This window comes from Microbispora hainanensis, assembly GCF_006874475.1.
GTDB lineage: Bacteria > Actinomycetota > Actinomycetes > Streptosporangiales > Streptosporangiaceae > Microbispora > Microbispora hainanensis.
Window position 1 is genome coordinate 98569 of sequence record NZ_VIRM01000007.1, and the last position, 18816, is coordinate 117384.

Sequence of the window (18816 nt, forward strand, 5' to 3'; positions counted from 1 at the left end):
CGCTCAATACGTCGAGCCGGCCGCCATCGGCGGCAGGCGCCGTACGTCCGGATCGGGCACGGGGTTACGATCAAGAAAACGGACGGATCAAGGGGGGAGCGTCGATGGCGCGAGGGACCAGGCCGTGAGGGCCGCCCGGCTGCACAAGGTGGGCGACATCGGGCTGTCCGAGGAACCTCGCCCCGTGCCGGGGCCCGGCGAGAGCCTCGTGCGGGTCACCGCCGTCGGCCTGTGCGGCTCCGACCTGCACTGGTACTCCGAGGGAGGCATCGGCGACGCGGTGCTGGACGATCCGCTCGTCGTGGGGCACGAGATCGCCGGAGTGATCGAGGGCGGCCCACGGCACGGCACGCGGGTCGCGGTGGATCCCGCCATCCCCTGCGGCCGGTGCACGGTGTGCGCGACGGGATACGGCAACCTGTGCCCGGACGTTCGCTTCGCCGGGCACGGCACGCTCGACGGCGGCCTGCGCGAGTATCTCGCCTGGCCCGACGACCTGTTGCACCCGCTGCCCGACGCGCTCTCCGCCGCCGACGGGGCCATGCTCGAACCGCTCGGTGTGGCGATCCACGCCGTCGACCTGGGACACCTAGGGCTCGGGGCGCCCGTCGCCGTCGTCGGCTGCGGGCCGATCGGGCTGCTGGTGGTCCAGCTCGCCCGGCTCGCCGGCGCCTCGACGGTGGTCGCCGTCGATCCCCTGCCGCACCGCCGTGCAGCCGCCCTGCGGCTCGGCGCCGACCACGCCCTGCCCCCGGCGGAAGCGGGACCGGCCGCGTGGACCGGTATCGACGGGCTCGACGGCCTCGGCGTACGGGTGGCCTTCGAGGTGGCGGGCAACGACGACGCGGTGCGCACGGCCATGACCGCGGCCCGGCCCGGCGGCCGTGTCGTGCTGGCCGGCATCCCCGACGAGGACCGCACGTCGTTCCCCGCGTCGCTGGCCCGGCGCAAGGGCCTCACGCTCGCGCTGGTCCGGCGGATGAACCTCACCTATCCCCGGGCGATCCGCCTCGTGGAGAACGGGTCGGTGGACGTGTCGTCGCTGGTCACCGACCGCTTCCCGCTCGCGGCAACGCCGGAGGCCTTCGCCGCCGCCGTCTCCCGGCGCGGGCTCAAGGTCGTGGTCGAACCCACGGCCGCCCCGTCCTGACGCCACAAACCGGGCAGACACGGTCGAGTTGACGGTCACTCCGACGCTGCCGCGACGACACGCGTCAAGGTTCCCGCGAAATCCCGGTGCTGCGGACGCGGAACCGGGCATGTTCTGACCATCGCGCAAGCGAACACAGGCTAATCCGGGGCTCTTGCCCCCGAGGGCGCGGTCTTCTGGGCCGCAAGCTGCGCCACCTCATCGACATCGGGCGGCCCGGCTGTCTCAACCGCTGGTCGTCCTGTGTGGCGGCGCAGGAGCCGCCGCGGGCCGAACGCGTGGCCTGAGCCGTCGCCGCACATCTGCTCGACAGCGGGCACAGCCTGGCCGGTGTGCAGCGCTGGCTCCGCGCCGGCCACCTCAACCTGTCGGCGACGGACCTGGTCGCCGAGGCATCCGCCCTGCTGGCCCGGCCGCCGCGGCAGTGGCGGGTCGTCGTCCCCTTCCGCGCGCTCAGCCGGCACGAGGACCTGGCGGTTGGCTGCCCAACTGGCTGACGGCCGCGCCGCGGCGCTCGTCGCCTGTTCCTGGCCGCGCGCCGAGCTCACCGCACTCTCCTATCGGGTGCGGAAGGTGGTGCTCCACGGCGGTTCGACCGGCGGCGTCGCCCTTCCCGCCACCCCTCGGGCCCGGCCTGTGCGATCTCATCGACTGAGGAACTGGTCGTACCCGAGCTTGGCGACCAGGGCGGCCACCACGCACAGCAGGACGACGCGCACGAACCCCGCTCCCCGGTTGAGCGCCATCCGCGCGCCGACCTGCGCTCCGGCGATGTTGCAGACGGCCATGGCCAGGCCGAGCGCCCACACCACGTGGCCCTGCACGGCGAAGACGACGAGCGCCCCGAGGTTGGTGCCGGTGTTGACGACCTTCGCGGTGGCGGACGCGTGGACGAAGTCCATCCCGAGGATCGAGGTGAACGCGATGAGCAGGAACGTGCCGGTGCCCGGCCCCACGATGCCGTCGTAGAACGCGATGCCGACGCCCGCGACCGCGACCCCCGTCACCACCCGGGCACTCGTACGCAGCTGCGGGTGGGGCAGGCGGCCGAACCCCGGCCGCAGCGTCACGAACGCCCCCACGCCCAGCAGCACGACCATCACCAGCGGCTTCAGCACGTCCGCGTCGAGCAGCGCCGCCGAGGCGGCGCCGAGGCCGGCGAAGGCGACCGCGAGCGCCGCGGCCGGCACCGCCACCGCCCGGTCGAACTTCGTCTTTCTCGCGTAGGTGATGGCGGCCGACCCCGTCCCGAAGATCGCGGCGGACTTGTTCGTCGCCAGCGCCTGGACCGGGGTGAGACCGGCCAGCAGGAGCACCGGAAGCTGGAGCAGCCCTCCCCCGCCCACTACGGCGTCCACCCATCCGGCGGCCACGGCGGCGAGAAGCAGGAGCACCACCTCTCCGGCACCCATATGGCTCTTCCTTCCTCTTTGCCCCCATTTGACGGATCCGACGAGCGAGCCTATCGGGCGACCGGAAGCCCGGCGTTGGCCAGGATCTCCTTTCCGGGCAACACCGTGCTCTCGGCGGCCGTCAGGCCCGAGGCGGCGAGGTGGGCGTCGACGATCCGCAGCCCGACGGGATAGCCCGCGTGGTCGGGCAGGCCGACCGGCGTCTGCCCCATCAGCTCCGCCGTGGCGTCCCCGTGCACGTACGCCGTGAAGTTGTGCATGCCGGTCAGGTTCACGGCCCCGGCGATCGCGGCGCACGCGGCGTCGAGCGCGGCCCCCTGGAGGGAGGTGCTCCAGGGCCCGAGCCCCTCCGGTCCGTACAGCTCGCGGACGAACGCCTCGGCGAGCCCCTCGGAGACGACCCGCTCGCCGAGGGTGACGGCGGCGGGGTCCTCCCAGGGGACGTTCGACGTCCTGATGTTGTGGTTGAGCTCGTGCACGGCGCAGTGCCCGAGGCGGCCGAGGTTCTCCTCGGCCGGCCAGACGAGAAGGTAGACCAGGCCCTTGCCGCTCATGCCGAGGTAGCCGTGGTTGCGCCGCACCAGGTGCTCCGCGTCCGGGTCGCCGAGGACGATGTAGACCTGCAGCGTCTCGGGGCGCCGGATGCCGGGAACGGCCTCGCACTGGTGCTTCCACGCGGCGGTGAGCGCGTCGTGGACCTGCTCCCACACCCCCGCGTCGCGCATCCGCCGCAGCGCGGGCGGGTAGCGCTCGTCGTCCCGGTCGACGCGGAAGCCGAAGCCCTGGTGATGCATCCCGACGACGTCGGTGACCGGCATCCAGGGCACGGCGTCCCACATCGGGCGCAGCATGGCGGTGAGCGCGGCGGGCCGTTCCGCGAGGGGTGCGGCCAGCAGCTCGGCCATCGCGGGGGCCGTGTCGTGAACGATGATCTCCATGCCGCCGACGCTAGAAGCTCACGCAACGTGAGGCTCAAGCGGCTTTTCCCCCGCGCGGGGGATGCGGGTCCCGCCCCGTGGGGAGGCCCGGCGGGGCGACGACCGCGAACCTGGAAGTCATGGAAACCACACACCTTCGCCGGCCCCCACGGCCCACGCGCAGCGGCGCGCTCGCCACCGCCGCCATGGCCGTGGCCGGTCTCGCGCTGGCCGGCACCGGGGCGAGCGGGATCGCCTTCGACATCGTGGGCGGGATCATGGCGGGGATCGAGGCGGTCACCGGGGAGCCCGGCGTCGTCGACCTGGGCGTCGACCTGCCGATGGCCGCCGCCCGCGCCGCCGCACTGGCCGTAGGCACGACTCTCCTCGTCACCGCCGTACGGCGTCGCCGCCGTGCGCGCGGCGCCTGCGAACGCTGCGGGCAGCGGCAGGCCCACGGCGCGACCGGCCACGGCACGACCGGCCGCGATGCGGCGGGCCGCGAAGAACGCGACGACGCGGGCTGCCCCTCTCCCGCCGGCGGGGGCCGGGAGACGTGGCAGGGTCAGGGATCGTGGCAGAGGCTGAGCGTCCGCGCCGGATACCTGACCGTGCTGCTCGCGGCGGGGTACGGCGCGCTGAAGGTGCAGTGGGGCCTCGGGGGCACGGTCGGCCTCACCGATCCCCGCGCGTTCGGAGACGTGCACCTGTGGACGCCGGGGCTGGGCGACACGGGGGTGCTCGCGCTGATCGGCATGGCGCTCGGGCTCGGTTTCGCCCGGACCTGGCGGCCGCCGCTGCGCATGCCGCGATGGATGCCGCTGACCGCCGCCTTCGTGGGGAGTGTGATGCTGGTGCCGGTCGGCGTCCTCGGCACGGGACTGCGCGTCGCGGTCGCCCTCGGCCTCGCGAATCCGTCCCTGGAGGGCATCTCTCCCTGGGTGTTCGACGTCATCTATCCCTGGTTCCTCGCCTGGGGCCTGGCGATGGGGACGGCGGCCGTCGGCTACCACCACCGCACGCGCGGCGTCTGCCGCGCCTGCGGCCGGGGGCGTCCCGCCTTCGTACGGCACGCCCGCGTGGAGGGGGCGACGGCGCGGGAGGGTGCAGCGACGACGACACTGTGATCAGAGGGACGAACGGTGAGGAGCTGACGTGACGTCGTGGAGCGACCACGCGATCTGGTGGCATGTCTACCCGCTGGGTTTCACCGGCGCCCCATTGACGGCGGCGCCCGAGGGAACGCCGGTCTCGCATCGGCTGCGGCGTCTGGAGAGCTGGCTCGACTACGCCGTGAACCTCGGCTGTTCGGGTCTCCAGCTCGGCCCGATCTTCGCGTCCGAGACGCACGGATATGACACGGTGGACCATTTCCGTATCGACCCCCGGCTCGGGGACGACGACGACTTCGACCACCTGGTGGCGCAGGCGCGGCGGCGCGGGCTGCGGGTGCTGCTCGACGGCGTGTTCAACCACGTGGGCAGGGGGTTTCCGGTCTTCGCGCGGGCGCTCGCGGAGGGGCCGGACTCCCCCGCCGCCCGCTGGTTCCGTCCCGGTGACGGCGCGGACGGCTTCGCCGTGTTCGAGGGCCACGATCATCTGGTCGCGCTGAACCACGCGGAGCCCGCCGTCCTCGACCACGTCGTACGGGTGATGGGCCACTGGCTCGACCGCGGCGCGTCCGGCTGGCGGCTCGACGCGGCCTACGCGGTGCCGCGCGCCTTCTGGCGGGAGGCCGTCACCCGGGTGCGGCGGGAGCATCCGGACGCCTGGTTCGCCGGCGAGGTGATCCACGGCGACTACACGGCGTACGTGACCGAGGGCGGGCTCGACTCGGTGACGCAGTACGAGCTCTGGAAGGCCATCTGGAGCTCGCTCAACGACGGCAACTTCTTCGAGCTCGCCTGGGCGCTCGACCGGCACAACGGGCTGCTGGATGTGTTCGCGCCGATGACGTTCGTCGGCAACCACGACGTGACGCGCCTGGCCAGCAAACTCACCGATCCGCGGCACCTGGGGCACGCGCTGGCCGTCCTGCTGACGGTGGGCGGGGTGCCGAGCCTCTATTACGGCGACGAGCAGGCGTTCCTCGGGATCAAGGAGGAACGCGCCGGGGGCGACGACGCGATCCGGCCCGCCTTCCCCGACGACCCGGGCGACCTGCCCTCACAGGGCATGCCCGTCTACCGGCTGCACCAGCGGCTCGTCGGCCTGCGCCGGCGGCACCCCTGGCTGGTCCGCGCTCGCACGAAGGCCGAGCACGTCGCCAACAGGGCCCTCGCGCTGCGCAGTCAGGGAGCGGAGGGAGAAGTGGTCACGCTGCTCAACATCGGCGACGACGCCTATCGCTTCCCGCTGGACCTATCCCGTCTGACCGTCGCGGACGGCTGTGCCGGGGCGGGCGGCCCGGACGGGGATCCCGCTCTCGTGCCCGCGCACGGGTGGCGGGTGCTCGTCCACAGGCCGTGACCGGACGGCACCGCACTCGCCCCGGGTGCGGCACCATCGGACCGTGAACCGTGTCCTCGCCCCGCTGCTCGACAGGCTCACCTACCGCAGGTGGGCCTGCCTGATCGTCGGCGGGGCGCTGCTCATGCCCTACATGATGGCCGGAGAGGTCGCGACGGTGCTGTGGCGTCCGGTGCCGGACGTCGGCGACCCGTTGCTGTCGGTGCAGCCGTTGATCTTCATCGGGGTGCTCCCGGCGGTGGCCGCCTCGGGGCTGTTCCTGCCGGTCCGGGCCTTCGAGGCCACCGCCGCCCGCGCCCTGCTGGGCGTGGCGGTGGAGGCCCCGCCGTCCTCCGTACGGCGGACCTGGTCAGAACGCCGCCGGACGGCGGCATGGTTCACCCTGCACCTCGGGATCGGCGGTCTGGTGAGTGGGATGACCCTGGCCGTTGTGCCGTTCGCGGTCTGGCTCGCGGTCCTGCCGCTGGCCGGCGATCACCTCGGGCTCGTCGATCACGGGATTCGCGGCGGCCGGGCGACGATGTGGGGCCCCCTCGCAGGGGTGGCGGTCCTCGTCTGCCTGCTCTTCCTCGCGATCGGCGCCGGTGCGCTCCTCGCCCGCCTGGCCCCCGCCTTCCTCGGGCCGTCCGCGGCCGACCGCCTCGCCCTGGCGCGCCGGGAGGCCCACCGGCTGGCCGTTCGCAACCGGCTCGCCAGGGAGCTGCACGACTCGGTGGGCCACGCCCTCAGTGTGGTGGCCGTGCAGGCCGCCGCTGCCGGGCGGGTGCTCGACCGGGATCCCGCCACCGCCCGGGCCGCGCTGGAGGCGATCGAGACCTCCGCCCGGAGCGCGCTGGACGAGCTCGACCACGTGATCGGCGTGCTGCGGGAGGGCGGTGGGCGGGCCTCGCCGGAGCCGTCCCTCGACGACCTTCCCGCGTTGCTCGACTCCGCCGGCCCCGGGGACAGGCCGGTCATCCGGCGGCTGGGCGAGCTGTCCGGGATCCCTCCCGTGATCTCCCGGGAGGCCTACCGCGTCGTGCAGGAGGCGGTGACCAACGCGATCCGCTATGGCACCGGTTCCATCGAGGTGGACGCCGGCGTGCGCGACCACGTCCTTGAGGTGTGCGTGCGCAACGAGGTCCATGCAGACCCCGGGCGCGGCCTGCCCGGCCCACGCCGGCCCGGCGGGAGCAGCGGCGGGGCGACCGGCGACGGGAGCGGCGGGGCGGGGCACGGGCTGGACGGCATCCGCGAGCGGGTGACGCTGCTCGGCGGCCGGGTGAAGGCGGAAGGCGACGGCGGGATGTGGCGGGTCGAGGTCCGCGTTCCTCTTCCGGGCGCGGACACCGCCCGGCTCCCCGGCGCCCGCTCGGCAGACGCGGGCAAGGGCATGAGCGAGGACTCCGGCGAGGGACGGGCGGGGATATGAGCACGAGCATCGGGGTGCTGCTGGCCGACGACGAAGACCTGATCCGCACCGGCCTGCGGATCATCATCGAGTCGGAGCCCGGCCTGAGAGTCGTGGGTGAGGCGGCCGACGGCGCCTCGGCGGTGTCGCTGGCCCGCTCGCTCCTGCCCGACGTCGTCCTGATGGACGTACGCATGCCCAGGGTGGACGGCATCCAGGCGACACGAGCCCTCACGGCCGCCGAGGGCGGGCCCAAGGTCGTGGTGGTGACGACGTTCGAGAACGACGACTACGTCTACGAGGCGCTGCGGGCCGGCGCGAGCGGCTTCCTGCTCAAGCGGGCGAGGGCGGACGAGCTCGTCCAGGCGATCCGGGTGGTCGCGGCGGGCGACTCGCTGCTGTTCCCCGCCGCCGTCCGGTCGCTGGTCGCGGCCCGCGGCACCGCCCGCGCCTTCCCCGGCATCGAGCGGCTCACCGGGCGTGAGGGGGACGTGCTGCGGCTGATGGCACGCGGCCTGTCGAACGCGGAGATCGCCGCCGAGCTCGTCGTCGGGACGGAGACCGTCAAGACCCACGTGGGAAACGTCCTGACCAAGCTGGGCGCCCGCGACCGCACGCAGGCGGTGGTCGCCGCCTACGAGTCGGGCTTCGTCTCCCCCCGCTGAGCCCCCGTTCCGGCCCCGCTGATGCAAGGCGAACCCGCGTCACCCGCCGGCCGGACGCCACAGCGGGCGCGGCCGGGTTCAGCCTTCCGGCCGGACCAGTGGGATATCCGGCGGGATTCGCTCTCACCGCCGGCGTGCTGTTCGCCGCGCCCGCGCCCGCGTGGCCCTGCGCGACCCGCTCTACGACGGCATGGTCCGGATCGTGGTGACGCCGACATGGGCGAAGCTGATCGACTTCGAGACGACCCTGCCGAGCGCGGTCGAGGAGCTGGTCCGGCAGCGGGCCGAGCGTGAGCGCCTCGCCCGCCGGTGACCGACGGTCCGTTCGCCGAGACCACGGACCTCATCGCCGACCGGATGATCATAGACGTGGAGTCCTGGGACCGCGCGGTCCAGCTCGCCGGGCATGTGGCCGGACGACCTGCCGGGCGGCCCCAAGGCCGGCTGATCGGCCTGGCGCAGGTTCCTCGACGCCGCGCCGGCACCTCCCGGCAGCACCGCGAGGTACGCGTCGAGCTCCTGCGCGAACGCGCCTGGACGGTCTAGAGGCTCCGCGGGTCGCGCACCCGCAGGCCGAATGCCGACAGGCCCTGCTCGTGGTGCTCGATCAGCCCGAGGCGACGGTAGAAGGCGTGGTTGGCGGGGCCTTCCGAAGTGGATTCGTGGTCGGTGGTCAGGACGAAGTAGCGGCAGTGCGCGTACCGGTCCTTGAGGTGCTCCAGCAGCCGGCGGCCGACGCCCTTGCCGTGGTGCTGGGCATTGACCAGCAACTCCTGCACATAACAGACGATCTCGTCGTCAGACACCGTCCGTGCCAGGCCGAGCAGTCGGCCCGACTCGTCTCTGGCGGTAATGACCAGGTGCGAGTTGGCCAGGCTCCGGCACACCCGAGCGACATCGCGCGTCCATGGGTGCCAGCCGACCGAGTCGTAGAGCTCGAACACCTCTGCCTCGTCGAACGCCGTCTCCTGAGCGATGATCACCAATTACGGGCCTCCCTGATCTTTTCGACATGTGGCGACGCATCCGAGCCTATTGCCCTTCGGATAGACGCCCACGAGGTTCGCACGGCGCTCTGCGACACGCGACCACGGACCGGTGAGGAGCGGGGGCGGGCAGCACGGCACGGACAAATCTTCCGCGGCTTTTTGGTTGATCGTCACGCCTGACCGAAATGGTGGCACTGCGGCAGCGTGAGAACCGGAAAGCGCACCGCCATGAAGGACGCGTCGGTGCGGCCAGCACAGAGCAGGGGGTCGTCGATGGGAGACGGGATCAGGGCGCGGGTGCCGGTCACCGGGCTGGGCGCCACCACACCGCTGGGCGGGGACGTGGCCGGCACCTGGGCGGGCCTGCTGGAAGGACGGTCGGGCATCCGCCTGATCGAGGAGGACTGGGCCGAGGACCTGCCCGTACGCATCGCCGGCCGGCTGTCGGTGGATCCCGCCGAGGTGCTGGGCCGGGTGGCGGCGCGGCGGCTCGACCGCTGCCAGCAGGCGGCGCTGGTCGCCGCGCGGGAGGCGTGGGCGGACGCGGGCGCGCCCGCCGTCGAGCCCGAGCGCCTCGCCGTGGTGATCGGCACAGGGGTCGGCGGCGTCCTCACCACGCTGACGCAGAACGAGATCCTCGAAAGGTCAGGACCGCGCCGGATCTCGCCCTACACCGTGCCGATGCTGATGCCCAACGGCCCGGCGGCGGTGGTCAGCATCGAGCTGGGCGCGCGCGGAGGCGCGCACACGCCGGTGAGCGCGTGCGCCACCGGCGCCGAGGCGATCGCGATGGGCCTCGACCTCATCAGGCTCGGGCGCGCCGACGTGGTGATCGCGGGCGGCGCGGAGGCGTGCGTGCACCCGCTGACCCTGGCCGGGTTCGCCCAGGCCAAGGCCGTGTCCACGCGCAACGACGCGCCGCAGGAGGCGTCGCGGCCGTTCGACGTGGGCCGCGACGGCTTCGTGCTGGGCGAGGGGGCCGCGCTCGTGGTGCTGGAACGCGAGGAGTTCGCCGCCGCCCGCGGCGCCCGGGTGCACGCCGCCCTCGCCGGCGCCGGGGTCACCTCCGACGCCCACCACATCACCGCCGCCGACGCGGCGGGACAGGCGCGCGCGATGCGGCTCGCCCTTGCCGACGCCGATCTCGACGCGCTCGACGTCGGCTACGTGAACGCCCACGCCACCTCGACCCCCACGGGCGACCTGACCGAGAACGCCTCGATCGCCCAGGCGATCGGCACGCACCCGGCGGTCACCGCGATCAAGTCGATGACCGGTCACCTGTGCGGCGCGGCCGGGTCGCTGGGCGCGATCGCCACCGTGCTCGGCCTTCGCGACGGGATGATCCCCGCGATCCGCAACCTCGACGTCCCGGACCCGGAGGTGAAGCTCGACCTGGTCGCCGGCGCGCCGCGCAGCGGCCGATGGGCGGCCGGTCTGGTGAACTCCTTCGGCTTCGGCGGGCACAACGCGTCCCTGGTGTTCACCAGCGCCTGACGGGTGCGTCAGATGGGGCCGCGGCCGTCGAAGAGCTCATCCGGCCAGGGGCTCTCGCTGCCGTCGCCGCTGCCGGACGGACCGGGGGAGGGCTGCTGCGGCTCGGGCGAGGCGGGCTCGGGCGGCGGGGTGGGCACGAACTGCGTGTTCGGCAGCGGCCGGGGCGGCTCCGCCTCTTCCTCGCTGCGGAACAGCAGCATCCAGGTGACCAGCAGCAGCGCGAGCACGAGCGTGGCCAGCAGCGTCGAGGCGAGCACGACCGCGCGCCGGGTGGCCACCGGCGGCGGGGGCGGCGCGGGCGGGGCGGGCAGCGCGGGAGTCCGGTCGCCCAGCCAGTAGTGCGCGAAGTCGGGCCCGTGCCGCCGCCCGATCAACGTGCCGGACACGGTGACCGGGTCGAGGAACCGCTCGGCCCCCGGGCCGTTCGGCACGTACGGCACGGCCACCCAGGGCGCGGGACCGCCCTGCATCGCCAGGACGGGTGGCGTGTCGGGGGGCACCCGGCCGCGCACCCGGTCGACCAGGGAGGCGCCCCACCCGCGTACACCCGTCCAGCCCTGCGCCTGCCTGACCGCGGTGACGAACCGGTCCCTGGCGGCGGCGTCGAGGGCGGCGCCGCTGGACAGGACGGCCACCGACACCACCCGGCCGTCGGGCGCCTGGCCGAGGTAGACGAGCCCGGCCGGGGCCGTCTGCAGCCGTGCCTGCAGCGCGAACGGCCCCACGTGGGGCGGATCGCCGTACTGCAGCGGAGTCACCATCCCTCACATGAAAACACACGGGCGCGGCAGGGGGTGTGGCACGCGCCGGGACGGGCAAATGGGAGAGAAATGGATTCTCCAGCCGAGTCACGATTGAATAACGAGCATGACCGTTGCCGATGAACGCAGTGACCCGGAGCCCGGCGAGGGCGTGACGGAGCAGGAGGAGGGCGAAGCGCGGCTGGACGCCCTGCGGGAGGCGCTGGCCGAGGTCCGGCGAGTGATCGTCGGACAGGAGCACATGGTCGAGCGGCTGATGGTGGCGCTGCTCGCCCGGGGGCACTGCCTGCTCGAAGGCGTCCCGGGGGTCGCCAAGACGCTGGCCGCCTCGACGCTGGCCACCGTCGTGGGCGGCACGTTCGCCCGCATCCAGTTCACCCCCGACCTGGTGCCCAGCGACATCGTCGGCACCCGCGTCTACCACCCGAGCTCGGAGCGGTTCGACGTCGAGCTCGGGCCGGTGTTCGTCAACTTCCTGCTCGCCGACGAGATCAACCGCGCTCCCGCGAAGGTGCAGTCGGCCCTGCTCGAGGTGATGGCCGAGCGGCAGGTCACGCTCGCGGGGCGCACCCACCCGCTGCCCCGGCCGTTCATCGTGCTGGCGACGCAGAACCCGATCGAGTCGGAGGGCGTCTACCCGCTGCCCGAGGTGCAGCGCGACCGGTTCCTGTTCAAGGTGCGCGTGTCCCACCCGAGCGCGCACGAGGAGCTGGAGATCCTGCAGCGGATGAGCGTGCGCCCGCCCGTGCCCAGGCCGGTGCTCGACCCGGCCACGCTGGTGCGGCTGCAGGACCTGGCCGAGGAGGTCTCGGTGCACCAGCTCGTGGCCGACTACGTCGTACGGCTGGTCATGGCCACGCGCACCCCGGTGGACTACGGCCTGGCCGACCTGCAGGACACGATCGAGATCGGGGTGAGCCCCCGGGCGACGCTGGGCCTGATCGCCGCGGGGCGGGCCCTGGCCCTGCTGCGCGGGCGCGACTACCTGCTGCCCGACGACGTCCGCGACGTGGCGGTCGACGTCATGTCGCACCGGCTGATGCTCACCTTCGACGCGCTGGCCGACGAGGTGGACCCCGAGGACGTCGTACGCCGGGTGCTGCAGGCGGTGCCGCCGCCGCTCGTCGTGTGGAACCAGGGCATGCGATGAGCGGGGCGAACCCCGACCAGGCGCTGCGGCGGCTGGAGCTGACGGTGGTGCGGCGGCTCGACGGGCTGCTGCAGGGCCGCCACCAGGGACTGATCCCCGGGCCCGGCAGCGAGCACGGCGACACCCGCGTGTACGTGCCCGGCGAGGACGACGTGCGCCGCATGGACTGGGCGGTGACGGCGCGCACGACCGTGCCGCACGTGCGCGACCTGATCGCCGACCGCGAGCTGGAGACCTGGGCGGTGGCCGACCTGTCGGCCAGCATGGAGTTCGGCACGGCGGGCATGTCCAAGCGCGACCTGGTCATCAGCGCCGTCGGGGCGATCGGGATCCTCGCCAGCCGGGTGGGCGACCGGTTCGGCGCCTACATCCTGTACGGCGACGACGTGCACCGCTATCCGGCCAAGCCGGGCCGCCCCCGGCTGTACGCTCTGCTGCACTCGCTGCTCAGCGCGCCGCCCGCGCAGGGCGCGGTTGATCTCGGGGAGGCTCTGGAGATGATGGCGACGGCACACCGCAAGCGCGGGCTGCGGGTGATCGTCTCCGACTTCCTCGACTCGCCCGACTCCTGGGAGCCGCCGCTGCGCCGTCTGGCCGCGCGGCACCAGGTGCTCGCCGTGGAGATCATCGACCCCCGCGAGCTGGAACTGCCCGATGTCGGGTTCGTCACCCTCGCCGACCCCGAGACCGGGAGCTCGCGCGGCGTCCACCTGTCCCAGTCGCTCAGACAGCGGTACGCCGAGGCGGCGGCCTGGCAACGGCAGGACACCCGGGCGGCGCTGCGCCGGGCCGGGGCGGCCCATCTGGTGCTGCGCACCGACCGCGACTGGGTGTTCGACATCGCCGAGTTCGTGCTGCGGCAGCGGCGGGCCTCCCACCTGCTGCGCCGGGCCGCGAACAGGAAGGCGGGCGCATGACGTTCCTCGCCGCCGCGTGGCTGTGGCTGTTCGTCCTGGTCGCCGCGCTGGTCGCGGCGTACGTCGCGGCGCAGTTCGCGCGCCGCCGCTACACCGTGCGCTTCACGAACCTCGCGCTGCTGTCGCTGGTGGCGCCCGAGCGGCCCACCTGGCGGCGGCACGTGCCCGCCGTGCTGTTCCTCGTCATGATGAGCCTGCTGGTCCTCGGCGCGGCCCGGCCCGCGGGCGAGGTGAGGGTGCCCCGCGACCGCGCCACCATCATGGTCGCCGTCGACGTGTCGCTGTCGATGGAGTCGGCGGACGTCCCGCCCAGCCGGCTCGTCGCGGCCAAGCAGGCGGCCCAGCAGTTCGTGAAAGACCTCCCCGAGCGGTTCAACGTCGGCGTGGTGGCCTTCGCCCGATCGGCCGCCGTCGTGATCTCCCCCACCACCGACCACGCGGCCGTGAACACCGCGATCTCCAGCCTGACCACCCGGCCCGGCACGGCGATCGGCGAGGCCGTGTTCAACTCGCTCGACTCGATCAGGTCGTTCGACCAGCGGGCGGTCACCGATCCGCCCCCGTCCGCCATCGTGCTGCTGTCGGACGGCGACAACACCTCCGGGCGTTCGGTCAACGAGGCCATCGAGGCGTCGGTCAGCGCGAAGGTGCCGGTCTCCACGATCGCGTACGGCACGCCCGACGGCACGGTGACGATCGACAACCGGGCGGTGCAGGTGCCGGTGAACAAGACCACGCTGAAGTCGCTGTCGGACGGCACCGGCGGCCGGGCGTACACCGCGGAGTCGGGCAGCGAGCTGCGCGACGTGTACACGCAGATCGGCACCTCGCTCGGCTACAAGGTGGTGCACCAGGAGATCACCCAGCGGTTCCTCGTCGCGGCGATCGTCGCGGGCCTGCTGGCCGCCGTGGCCGCGATGCTCCTCGGCGCCCGCATCCCCTGACCGCGGTCAGCCGACCCGCACCGCCTGGGGCGGCTCACCGGCCTTGTCCGCTGCCGCGCGCCGGGGCGGCCGGGCGAAGGCAAGCCCGGCAGCCAGGCACGCCACGGGCACGACGGGCAGCACGTAGCGGTGGTCGAAGTCGAGCACGGCCACCGGCGCGACCAGCAGCGTCACGGCGACCGCCCACGGCAGCAGCGCCGCCGTCCGCGACGACCGCCGCACCGCCCCTACCGCACCCAGCAGCAGAACGGCGGCCAGCAGCGGCCCGCGCAGGTAGGCCGGGTGCTGATAGGCGATCAGCAGGTCGGCGTACGGCCGGACCGAGCGCATGCCGGTGAGATCCGGGTCGTACTCCCGTCTCGCCTCGTCGGCGAGCGGCTGATCGGCGGGCAGCGGCCAGGTGCCGAGTGCGAAGCCGAACGCGGGAACGGTCCGGGCCGGATGGGCGACCGGGGTCCAGGCGAACGCGAGCGCGGTGTCCTTCGCCACCTCGCGCAGGTAGTCGAAGGGCTGGGCGGCGATGGCGCGCAGCGCGAAGGCGCGTGCCCGGTCGTTGAGCGCGAGGTGTCCGCCGGGAAGCCGGTTGAGGGAGGACTCCTTCGCCCACACGTACTCCCCCGCGGCGTCGAGGACGGTCCCGTTCGGGCACAGTGGCGCGAGATCCTGCGAAGGCCGGATGACCGTGCAATCGGCGAAGGGCATCGAACGGGCCCACAGGGCCACACCGTCCGTGCCGCTGACGCCGATCCGGCCGTGGACCCCGCCATACCACGCCGCGTACGCGGCGACCGGCAGCAACCCGGTCAAGGCGAGAATGGCCAGCCGGCGCCAGGGGACGCGGCGGACGGCGAGCACCAGCAGGACGAGCAGGATCAGCGGCAGCGTGATGGTCCGGGTGAGGGCGGCGCCCGCGAGCAGCAGGCCGGCCATCGCGGCGGCACGCGCGGACGGCACCGGCCGGCGGACCAGCAGTGCGGTGGCGGCGACGACCAGCAGGATGAACAGCGTGTCGGACACCACGGCGTGCTCCAGCCGGAGGAACGACGCGTCGAACAGCACCGGCGCCGAGGCGGCCACCGCGGCCCAGCCGGGCAGTCCTCTGCCGCGCAGCACCGCAAAGACGATCGCTCCCGTCGCGAGGCCCATCGCGTGCTGCACGGCGACGACCACCTCGACGCTGTGGAAGGGCAGCAGGGCACGCAGCAGCAGGGGGTATCCGATCGGGTGGAATCCCTGCTCCGGCCGCAGGTGAACGGCGTTGTGCAGGTAGGCGAACGAGTCGTACCAATAGAGCCGGGCGGGCGGATAACCGAGCATGGTGACCACCCGGAGGGCGGCCGCCGCGACGAGCGCGACCATGAAGGCCCGGTGGCGCCTCATCGCGGCGAGCACCGGGACACGGGCGTATGCGGGCATGACGAATCCGATCGTTTGAGGGGATGGGCAGGCGGCGACCGCGTTCGACCGGCCGCCCCGGCGGGGCCAACGGGCATGCCGATCAGCACGGGAACGCCCGTCAGCGCCGGCGATTCACCGGGGGCCGGTGAGGGCAGGCATGGGCACCGGGTGCCACCCCGGCCCGACGACGCCGCTGGTGCGGCATAGCGGCGCCGGGCCCGCCTCCGCGCCTGCCCGCCCCAGTCAGGCCGACGCCGTTCTCAGTGGCCGTTTCCACTGGCTCCCGGGCAGAAGGCGTCCCTGGGGCGCGGCTGGGGGTCGGGGGTGGGGCCGACCAGCACGAGCGCCTGTCCGTCGGCGACCATGACCCCGCTGTAGACGTACCAGTCGGCCGGCGCCGACGGCCTGGGCCCCTTGGTGACGTAGGAGGCGAACTCCGCCCGCACGCCGCGTTCCCGAAGCAGGGGCAGGACCTCGGCGACGGTCTTGTTGACATAGTCCACGCAGTGGAAGGGCCGGCCCTCCATGTCGAAGGCCTCCAGGATTCCGTAGCGTTCCCCCGGCCGTGCGGCACGGCCGAGGAACACGGTCGCGTGCCCGCGGAACCGCACCGGGATGCGGAAGCCGATCGGGCAGCCGCCGAAGCGCGTGCACTCGCCGGGCGCCTCGATCGGGGTGATCGCGCTGAGGTCCCGGGTGCCGTCGAAGTAGAACACGCGTCCCACGGTGGCCGCCGTCACCGGCACGAGCCGCACGTCCACGTCGAGGCCACGCTGACGCAGTTCCCGCTGGTACGACGTGGGCGCGGCGAACAGGTCCCGCACCATGACGACGTAGTGGTCGCCCTCCCGCCTGATGTCGAGCGCCGCGGCGGCGGGCGTAGGACCGAGACCGGCCGCTCCCGGCACGAGCCAGCCCACGGCGAGCAGGACGGCGGTGAGCGAGACGATCAACGGCGCCAGGCGACGGCGGCGCAGGACGCGGCGGACCGCCCCGGTGACCGCCTCCGGCACACGCCGGCGGCGGGCCGCGGGAGCCGTGCCGGAGACGATCTCCTCCAGCAGGTCCAGGGCGGCCGGTGTCATCCCCGGGCCCGGGTCCGGAGCGATCCGGGCGACGAGCCGGTGCAGGTCATCGGGGTCGTGGATCATCACGCCTCCCCTCCCGCCAGCGCCGGTATCCGCGCGCAATAGCGGGCCACATCGATCCCTGCGGAGCTCAGCTCTCTGGCGAGACGCTTGCGCGCCCGGTGCAGCCGGAGGCGGGCGGCTCCGCGCGAACAGCCCAGCACCGTGGCGATCTCCGCCGATCCCAGCCCCTCCCAGCTCACCAGCGCCAGCACCTCGCGGTCGTCGGGGCCGAGGCGCCGGAACGCCGTCCGTACGGCGTCGAGATCCTCACGATCCGGTATCCACTCGTGCTCGTCCCATTGGCCGAGCTCCGCGCCGAGCCGCTCCATGAGCGCGCTTCTGCGAGTCTCGGACCTGCGGCCGTTGGCCAGCACCCGCCGGGCCACGCCGTACAGCCATAGCCGGGCCGACGGGCCGGGAGGGACGTCGGCGATGCGGCGCCATGCCGTGGCGAAGGTCTCGGCGAGAGCGTCCGCCGCGTCCTCGGGGGATTCGGTGCGGCGCCGCACATATCCGAGGAGATCGGCGTAGTGCGCCATATAGATCTCCTCGAAACGACGCCTCAGGTCCGAGCGGGCCACCGAAACTCCCCCTTCGCCGCGTTCTCCGTCACCTCGTACGTGTCCGGAAAGTCGGAAGTGTTTCAGCCTGCCCCCGCTCCTCGCAGGCGCGGAGATCACGGGTCTCCGGCGTTGGTACGTTTGGGCACGTGGCCCATTACTTCGAGGAGAGTCCCCAGGCGGCCAGCCGGCCCGGTTCGGTCGCGCTGGTCCTCCCGGATCTGCACCTGCGGCTGGAGACCGACCGCGGCGTGTTCTCCCCCGAACGCGTCGACCCCGGGACGCGGGTGCTGCTGGAGACCGTCCCGCCGCCCCCGGCCGAGGGCGACCTTCTCGACCTCGGGTGCGGCTACGGGCCCATCGCGCTGACGATGGCGTCACGGGCGCCAAACGCCACGGTGTGGGCCGTCGACGTGAACCGGCGCTCCGTGGAGCTGTGCGCGCGGAACGCCACGAGCGCCGGCCTTGACAAAGTAAGGTCGGTGCATGCCGACGAGATGCCCGAGGACGTCAGATTCCGGGCCATCTGGTCGAACCCGGCCATCCGGATCGGCAAGGCCGCGCTGCACGAGATGCTGACCCGGTGGCTCGACCGGCTCACCCCCGACGGCAGCGCCTATCTGGTCGTGCAGAAGCACCTCGGCTCCGACTCCCTGCAGCGCTGGCTGGGCGACCGGGGCTGGCCCACGTCCCGGCTGGCCTCCCGGTCGGCCTACCGCGTCCTGCGGGTCGACGCCCGCACTGCAGAAATCCAGGAGCGATGACCGCCCGATGAGCACTCCCAACCCGCGCAGGCAGCTCAAGCCGACCGACGTCAAGCGGCTCAACCGCACCTGGCGCCGCAACACCGAGGGCCGCCTCGCGCTGATCCTCGAATCGGTGACCGGTCCGTTCAACATCGGATCGATCTTCCGTACGGCCGCCGCCTTCGGCGTGGAGACGATCTGGCTGGCCGGCAACGCCACCCCGCCCACCAATCCCAAGGCGCAGAAGACCGCGCTCGGCACCGACCGGCTGGTCGAGTGGCACGAGCCGGTCCCGGTGGCCGAGGCCGTACGCGCCGCCAGGGAAGACGGCTTCCGGGTGGTCGCGGTCGAGCTGACCGGCGACGCCGTTCCGCTACACGAGGCCAAGCTCGGCGGCGACGTCTGCCTGGTGCTCGGCAGCGAGGACCACGGCTGCTCCCCCGCCTGCCTGGAGGCGGCCGACTCGGTGGCCTACATCCCGCAGGTCGGCAGGGTCGGCTCGGTCAACGTGGCGGTCGCCGCGGCCATCGCGATGGCGGAGGCCCGGCGGCAGGAGTGGGCGTCGGCCGCCGGATAGGCGACGCTCACCCCCGGCACGCCAGGCGGCGAGGCTCGCGGCCCGCGCCGGCCGCGAGCCTCGCCACGCGCCCCAGACCGCCGTACGGCGGGTCAGCCGGCGCGGGGAGCGGACCGAACAGCCAGTTGCCGTGAGCGCCGGCGT

General features: G+C 73.4%; 20 protein-coding genes and 1 pseudogene. 14 read left to right on the plus strand and 7 right to left on the minus strand.

Annotated features, from left to right (window positions below):
- Positions 1 to 124 precede the first annotated feature (124 nt).
- Positions 125 to 1150 carry a zinc-binding dehydrogenase gene (locus FLX08_RS08240; RefSeq protein ID WP_142617617.1) on the plus strand — a complete coding sequence of 342 codons (1026 nt, stop codon included), beginning with the start codon at positions 125 to 127 and terminating at the stop codon, positions 1148 to 1150.
- 332 nt (positions 1151 to 1482) lie between these two features.
- Positions 1483 to 1647 (plus strand): hypothetical protein, encoded by a 165-nt coding sequence (locus tag FLX08_RS40465; protein WP_167530318.1) that lies wholly within the window; start codon positions 1483 to 1485, stop codon positions 1645 to 1647.
- 147 nt (positions 1648 to 1794) lie between these two features.
- On the opposite strand, the gene FLX08_RS08245 is transcribed toward FLX08_RS40465, so the two are convergent.
- Together FLX08_RS08245 and FLX08_RS08250 are read right to left on the minus strand one after the other, a co-directional pair.
- Complete coding sequence (locus tag FLX08_RS08245) at positions 1795 to 2562, minus strand: sulfite exporter TauE/SafE family protein (protein ID WP_142617618.1); 768 nt, start codon at positions 2560 to 2562, stop codon at positions 1795 to 1797.
- Positions 2563 to 2612: 50 nt separating this feature from the next.
- On the minus strand, positions 2613 to 3500 hold the full coding sequence (locus FLX08_RS08250; RefSeq protein WP_142617619.1) for a DUF2268 domain-containing putative Zn-dependent protease: 888 nt from the start codon (positions 3498 to 3500) through the stop codon (positions 2613 to 2615).
- Positions 3501 to 3619: 119 nt separating this feature from the next.
- On the opposite strand from FLX08_RS08250, the gene FLX08_RS08255 reads away from it, so the two are divergent.
- The 6 genes and pseudogenes from FLX08_RS08255 to FLX08_RS43235 all read left to right on the plus strand — a co-directional run.
- Positions 3620 to 4606, plus strand: a complete 987-nt coding sequence (locus tag FLX08_RS08255) for a hypothetical protein (protein WP_142617620.1) — start codon at positions 3620 to 3622, stop codon at positions 4604 to 4606.
- A 28-nt stretch (positions 4607 to 4634) separates the two neighbouring features.
- Positions 4635 to 5948: an alpha-amylase family protein gene (locus tag FLX08_RS08260; RefSeq protein ID WP_142617621.1), complete on the plus strand. Its 1314-nt coding sequence runs from the start codon at positions 4635 to 4637 to the stop codon at positions 5946 to 5948.
- Positions 5949 to 5991: 43 nt separating this feature from the next.
- A complete protein-coding gene (locus tag FLX08_RS08265) occupies positions 5992 to 7359 on the plus strand; it encodes a sensor histidine kinase (RefSeq protein WP_208761325.1) in 1368 nt (455 codons plus the stop codon).
- Positions 7356 to 8003 (plus strand): response regulator, encoded by a 648-nt coding sequence (locus FLX08_RS08270; RefSeq protein ID WP_142617622.1) that lies wholly within the window; start codon positions 7356 to 7358, stop codon positions 8001 to 8003. Before FLX08_RS08265 ends, FLX08_RS08270 begins: the two co-directional genes overlap by 4 nt.
- A 160-nt stretch (positions 8004 to 8163) precedes the next feature.
- Entirely contained in the window at positions 8164 to 8316 is a 153-nt protein-coding gene (locus FLX08_RS08275; protein WP_244312484.1) for a hypothetical protein, read from the plus strand.
- A pseudogene (locus FLX08_RS43235) lies at positions 8304 to 8549 on the plus strand (hypothetical protein); the annotation flags it as partial. The gene FLX08_RS08275 and the pseudogene FLX08_RS43235, both read left to right, overlap by 13 nt.
- Here FLX08_RS43235 and FLX08_RS08285 read toward each other — a convergent pair.
- Entirely contained in the window at positions 8546 to 8986 is a 441-nt protein-coding gene (locus FLX08_RS08285) for a GNAT family N-acetyltransferase (protein WP_244312492.1), read from the minus strand. The pseudogene FLX08_RS43235 and the gene FLX08_RS08285 overlap by 4 nt on opposite strands.
- 279 nt (positions 8987 to 9265) lie before the next feature.
- Here FLX08_RS08285 and FLX08_RS08290 point away from each other — a divergent pair, with 279 nt between their 5' ends.
- On the plus strand, positions 9266 to 10489 hold the full coding sequence (locus tag FLX08_RS08290; protein ID WP_142617713.1) for a beta-ketoacyl-[acyl-carrier-protein] synthase family protein: 1224 nt from the start codon (positions 9266 to 9268) through the stop codon (positions 10487 to 10489).
- 8 nt (positions 10490 to 10497) lie between these two features.
- Here FLX08_RS08290 and FLX08_RS08295 read toward each other — a convergent pair whose 3' ends face one another.
- Positions 10498 to 11250, minus strand: a complete 753-nt coding sequence (locus FLX08_RS08295; RefSeq protein WP_142617623.1) for a hypothetical protein — start codon at positions 11248 to 11250, stop codon at positions 10498 to 10500.
- Between the two features lie 106 nt (positions 11251 to 11356).
- Here FLX08_RS08295 and FLX08_RS08300 point away from each other — a divergent pair, with 106 nt between their 5' ends.
- From FLX08_RS08300 to FLX08_RS08310, 3 genes are read left to right on the plus strand one after another with little or no spacing between them, the layout of a single operon-like run.
- A complete protein-coding gene (locus FLX08_RS08300; RefSeq protein ID WP_142617624.1) occupies positions 11357 to 12400 on the plus strand; it encodes an AAA family ATPase in 1044 nt (347 codons plus the stop codon).
- The gene (locus tag FLX08_RS08305; RefSeq protein WP_142617625.1) at positions 12397 to 13317 is read left to right on the plus strand and encodes a DUF58 domain-containing protein; all 921 of its coding nucleotides are present in this window, start codon (positions 12397 to 12399) and stop codon (positions 13315 to 13317) included. The genes FLX08_RS08300 and FLX08_RS08305 overlap by 4 nt, the downstream gene beginning before the upstream one ends.
- Positions 13314 to 14261: a VWA domain-containing protein gene (locus tag FLX08_RS08310; RefSeq protein ID WP_142617626.1), complete on the plus strand. Its 948-nt coding sequence runs from the start codon at positions 13314 to 13316 to the stop codon at positions 14259 to 14261. The genes FLX08_RS08305 and FLX08_RS08310 overlap by 4 nt, the downstream gene beginning before the upstream one ends.
- Before the next feature lie 6 nt (positions 14262 to 14267).
- On the opposite strand, the gene FLX08_RS08315 is transcribed toward FLX08_RS08310, so the two are convergent.
- The 3 genes from FLX08_RS08315 to FLX08_RS08325 form a co-directional block, all read right to left on the minus strand.
- Positions 14268 to 15677, minus strand: coding sequence for a hypothetical protein (locus FLX08_RS08315; protein WP_208761328.1), 1410 nt, complete (start codon positions 15675 to 15677; stop codon positions 14268 to 14270).
- 242 nt (positions 15678 to 15919) lie between these two features.
- On the minus strand, positions 15920 to 16810 hold the full coding sequence (locus FLX08_RS08320; protein ID WP_142617627.1) for a hypothetical protein: 891 nt from the start codon (positions 16808 to 16810) through the stop codon (positions 15920 to 15922).
- Complete coding sequence (locus tag FLX08_RS08325; protein WP_280117090.1) at positions 16810 to 17370, minus strand: RNA polymerase sigma factor; 561 nt, start codon at positions 17368 to 17370, stop codon at positions 16810 to 16812. Before FLX08_RS08325 ends, FLX08_RS08320 begins: the two co-directional genes overlap by 1 nt.
- Positions 17371 to 17498: 128 nt before the next feature.
- Here FLX08_RS08325 and FLX08_RS08330 point away from each other — a divergent pair, with 128 nt between their 5' ends.
- Positions 17499 to 18113: a class I SAM-dependent methyltransferase gene (locus FLX08_RS08330; RefSeq protein WP_142617629.1), complete on the plus strand. Its 615-nt coding sequence runs from the start codon at positions 17499 to 17501 to the stop codon at positions 18111 to 18113.
- A 7-nt stretch (positions 18114 to 18120) separates the two neighbouring features.
- On the plus strand, positions 18121 to 18672 hold the full coding sequence (locus tag FLX08_RS08335) for an RNA methyltransferase (RefSeq protein WP_142617630.1): 552 nt from the start codon (positions 18121 to 18123) through the stop codon (positions 18670 to 18672).
- Positions 18673 to 18816: the final 144 nt, after the last annotated feature.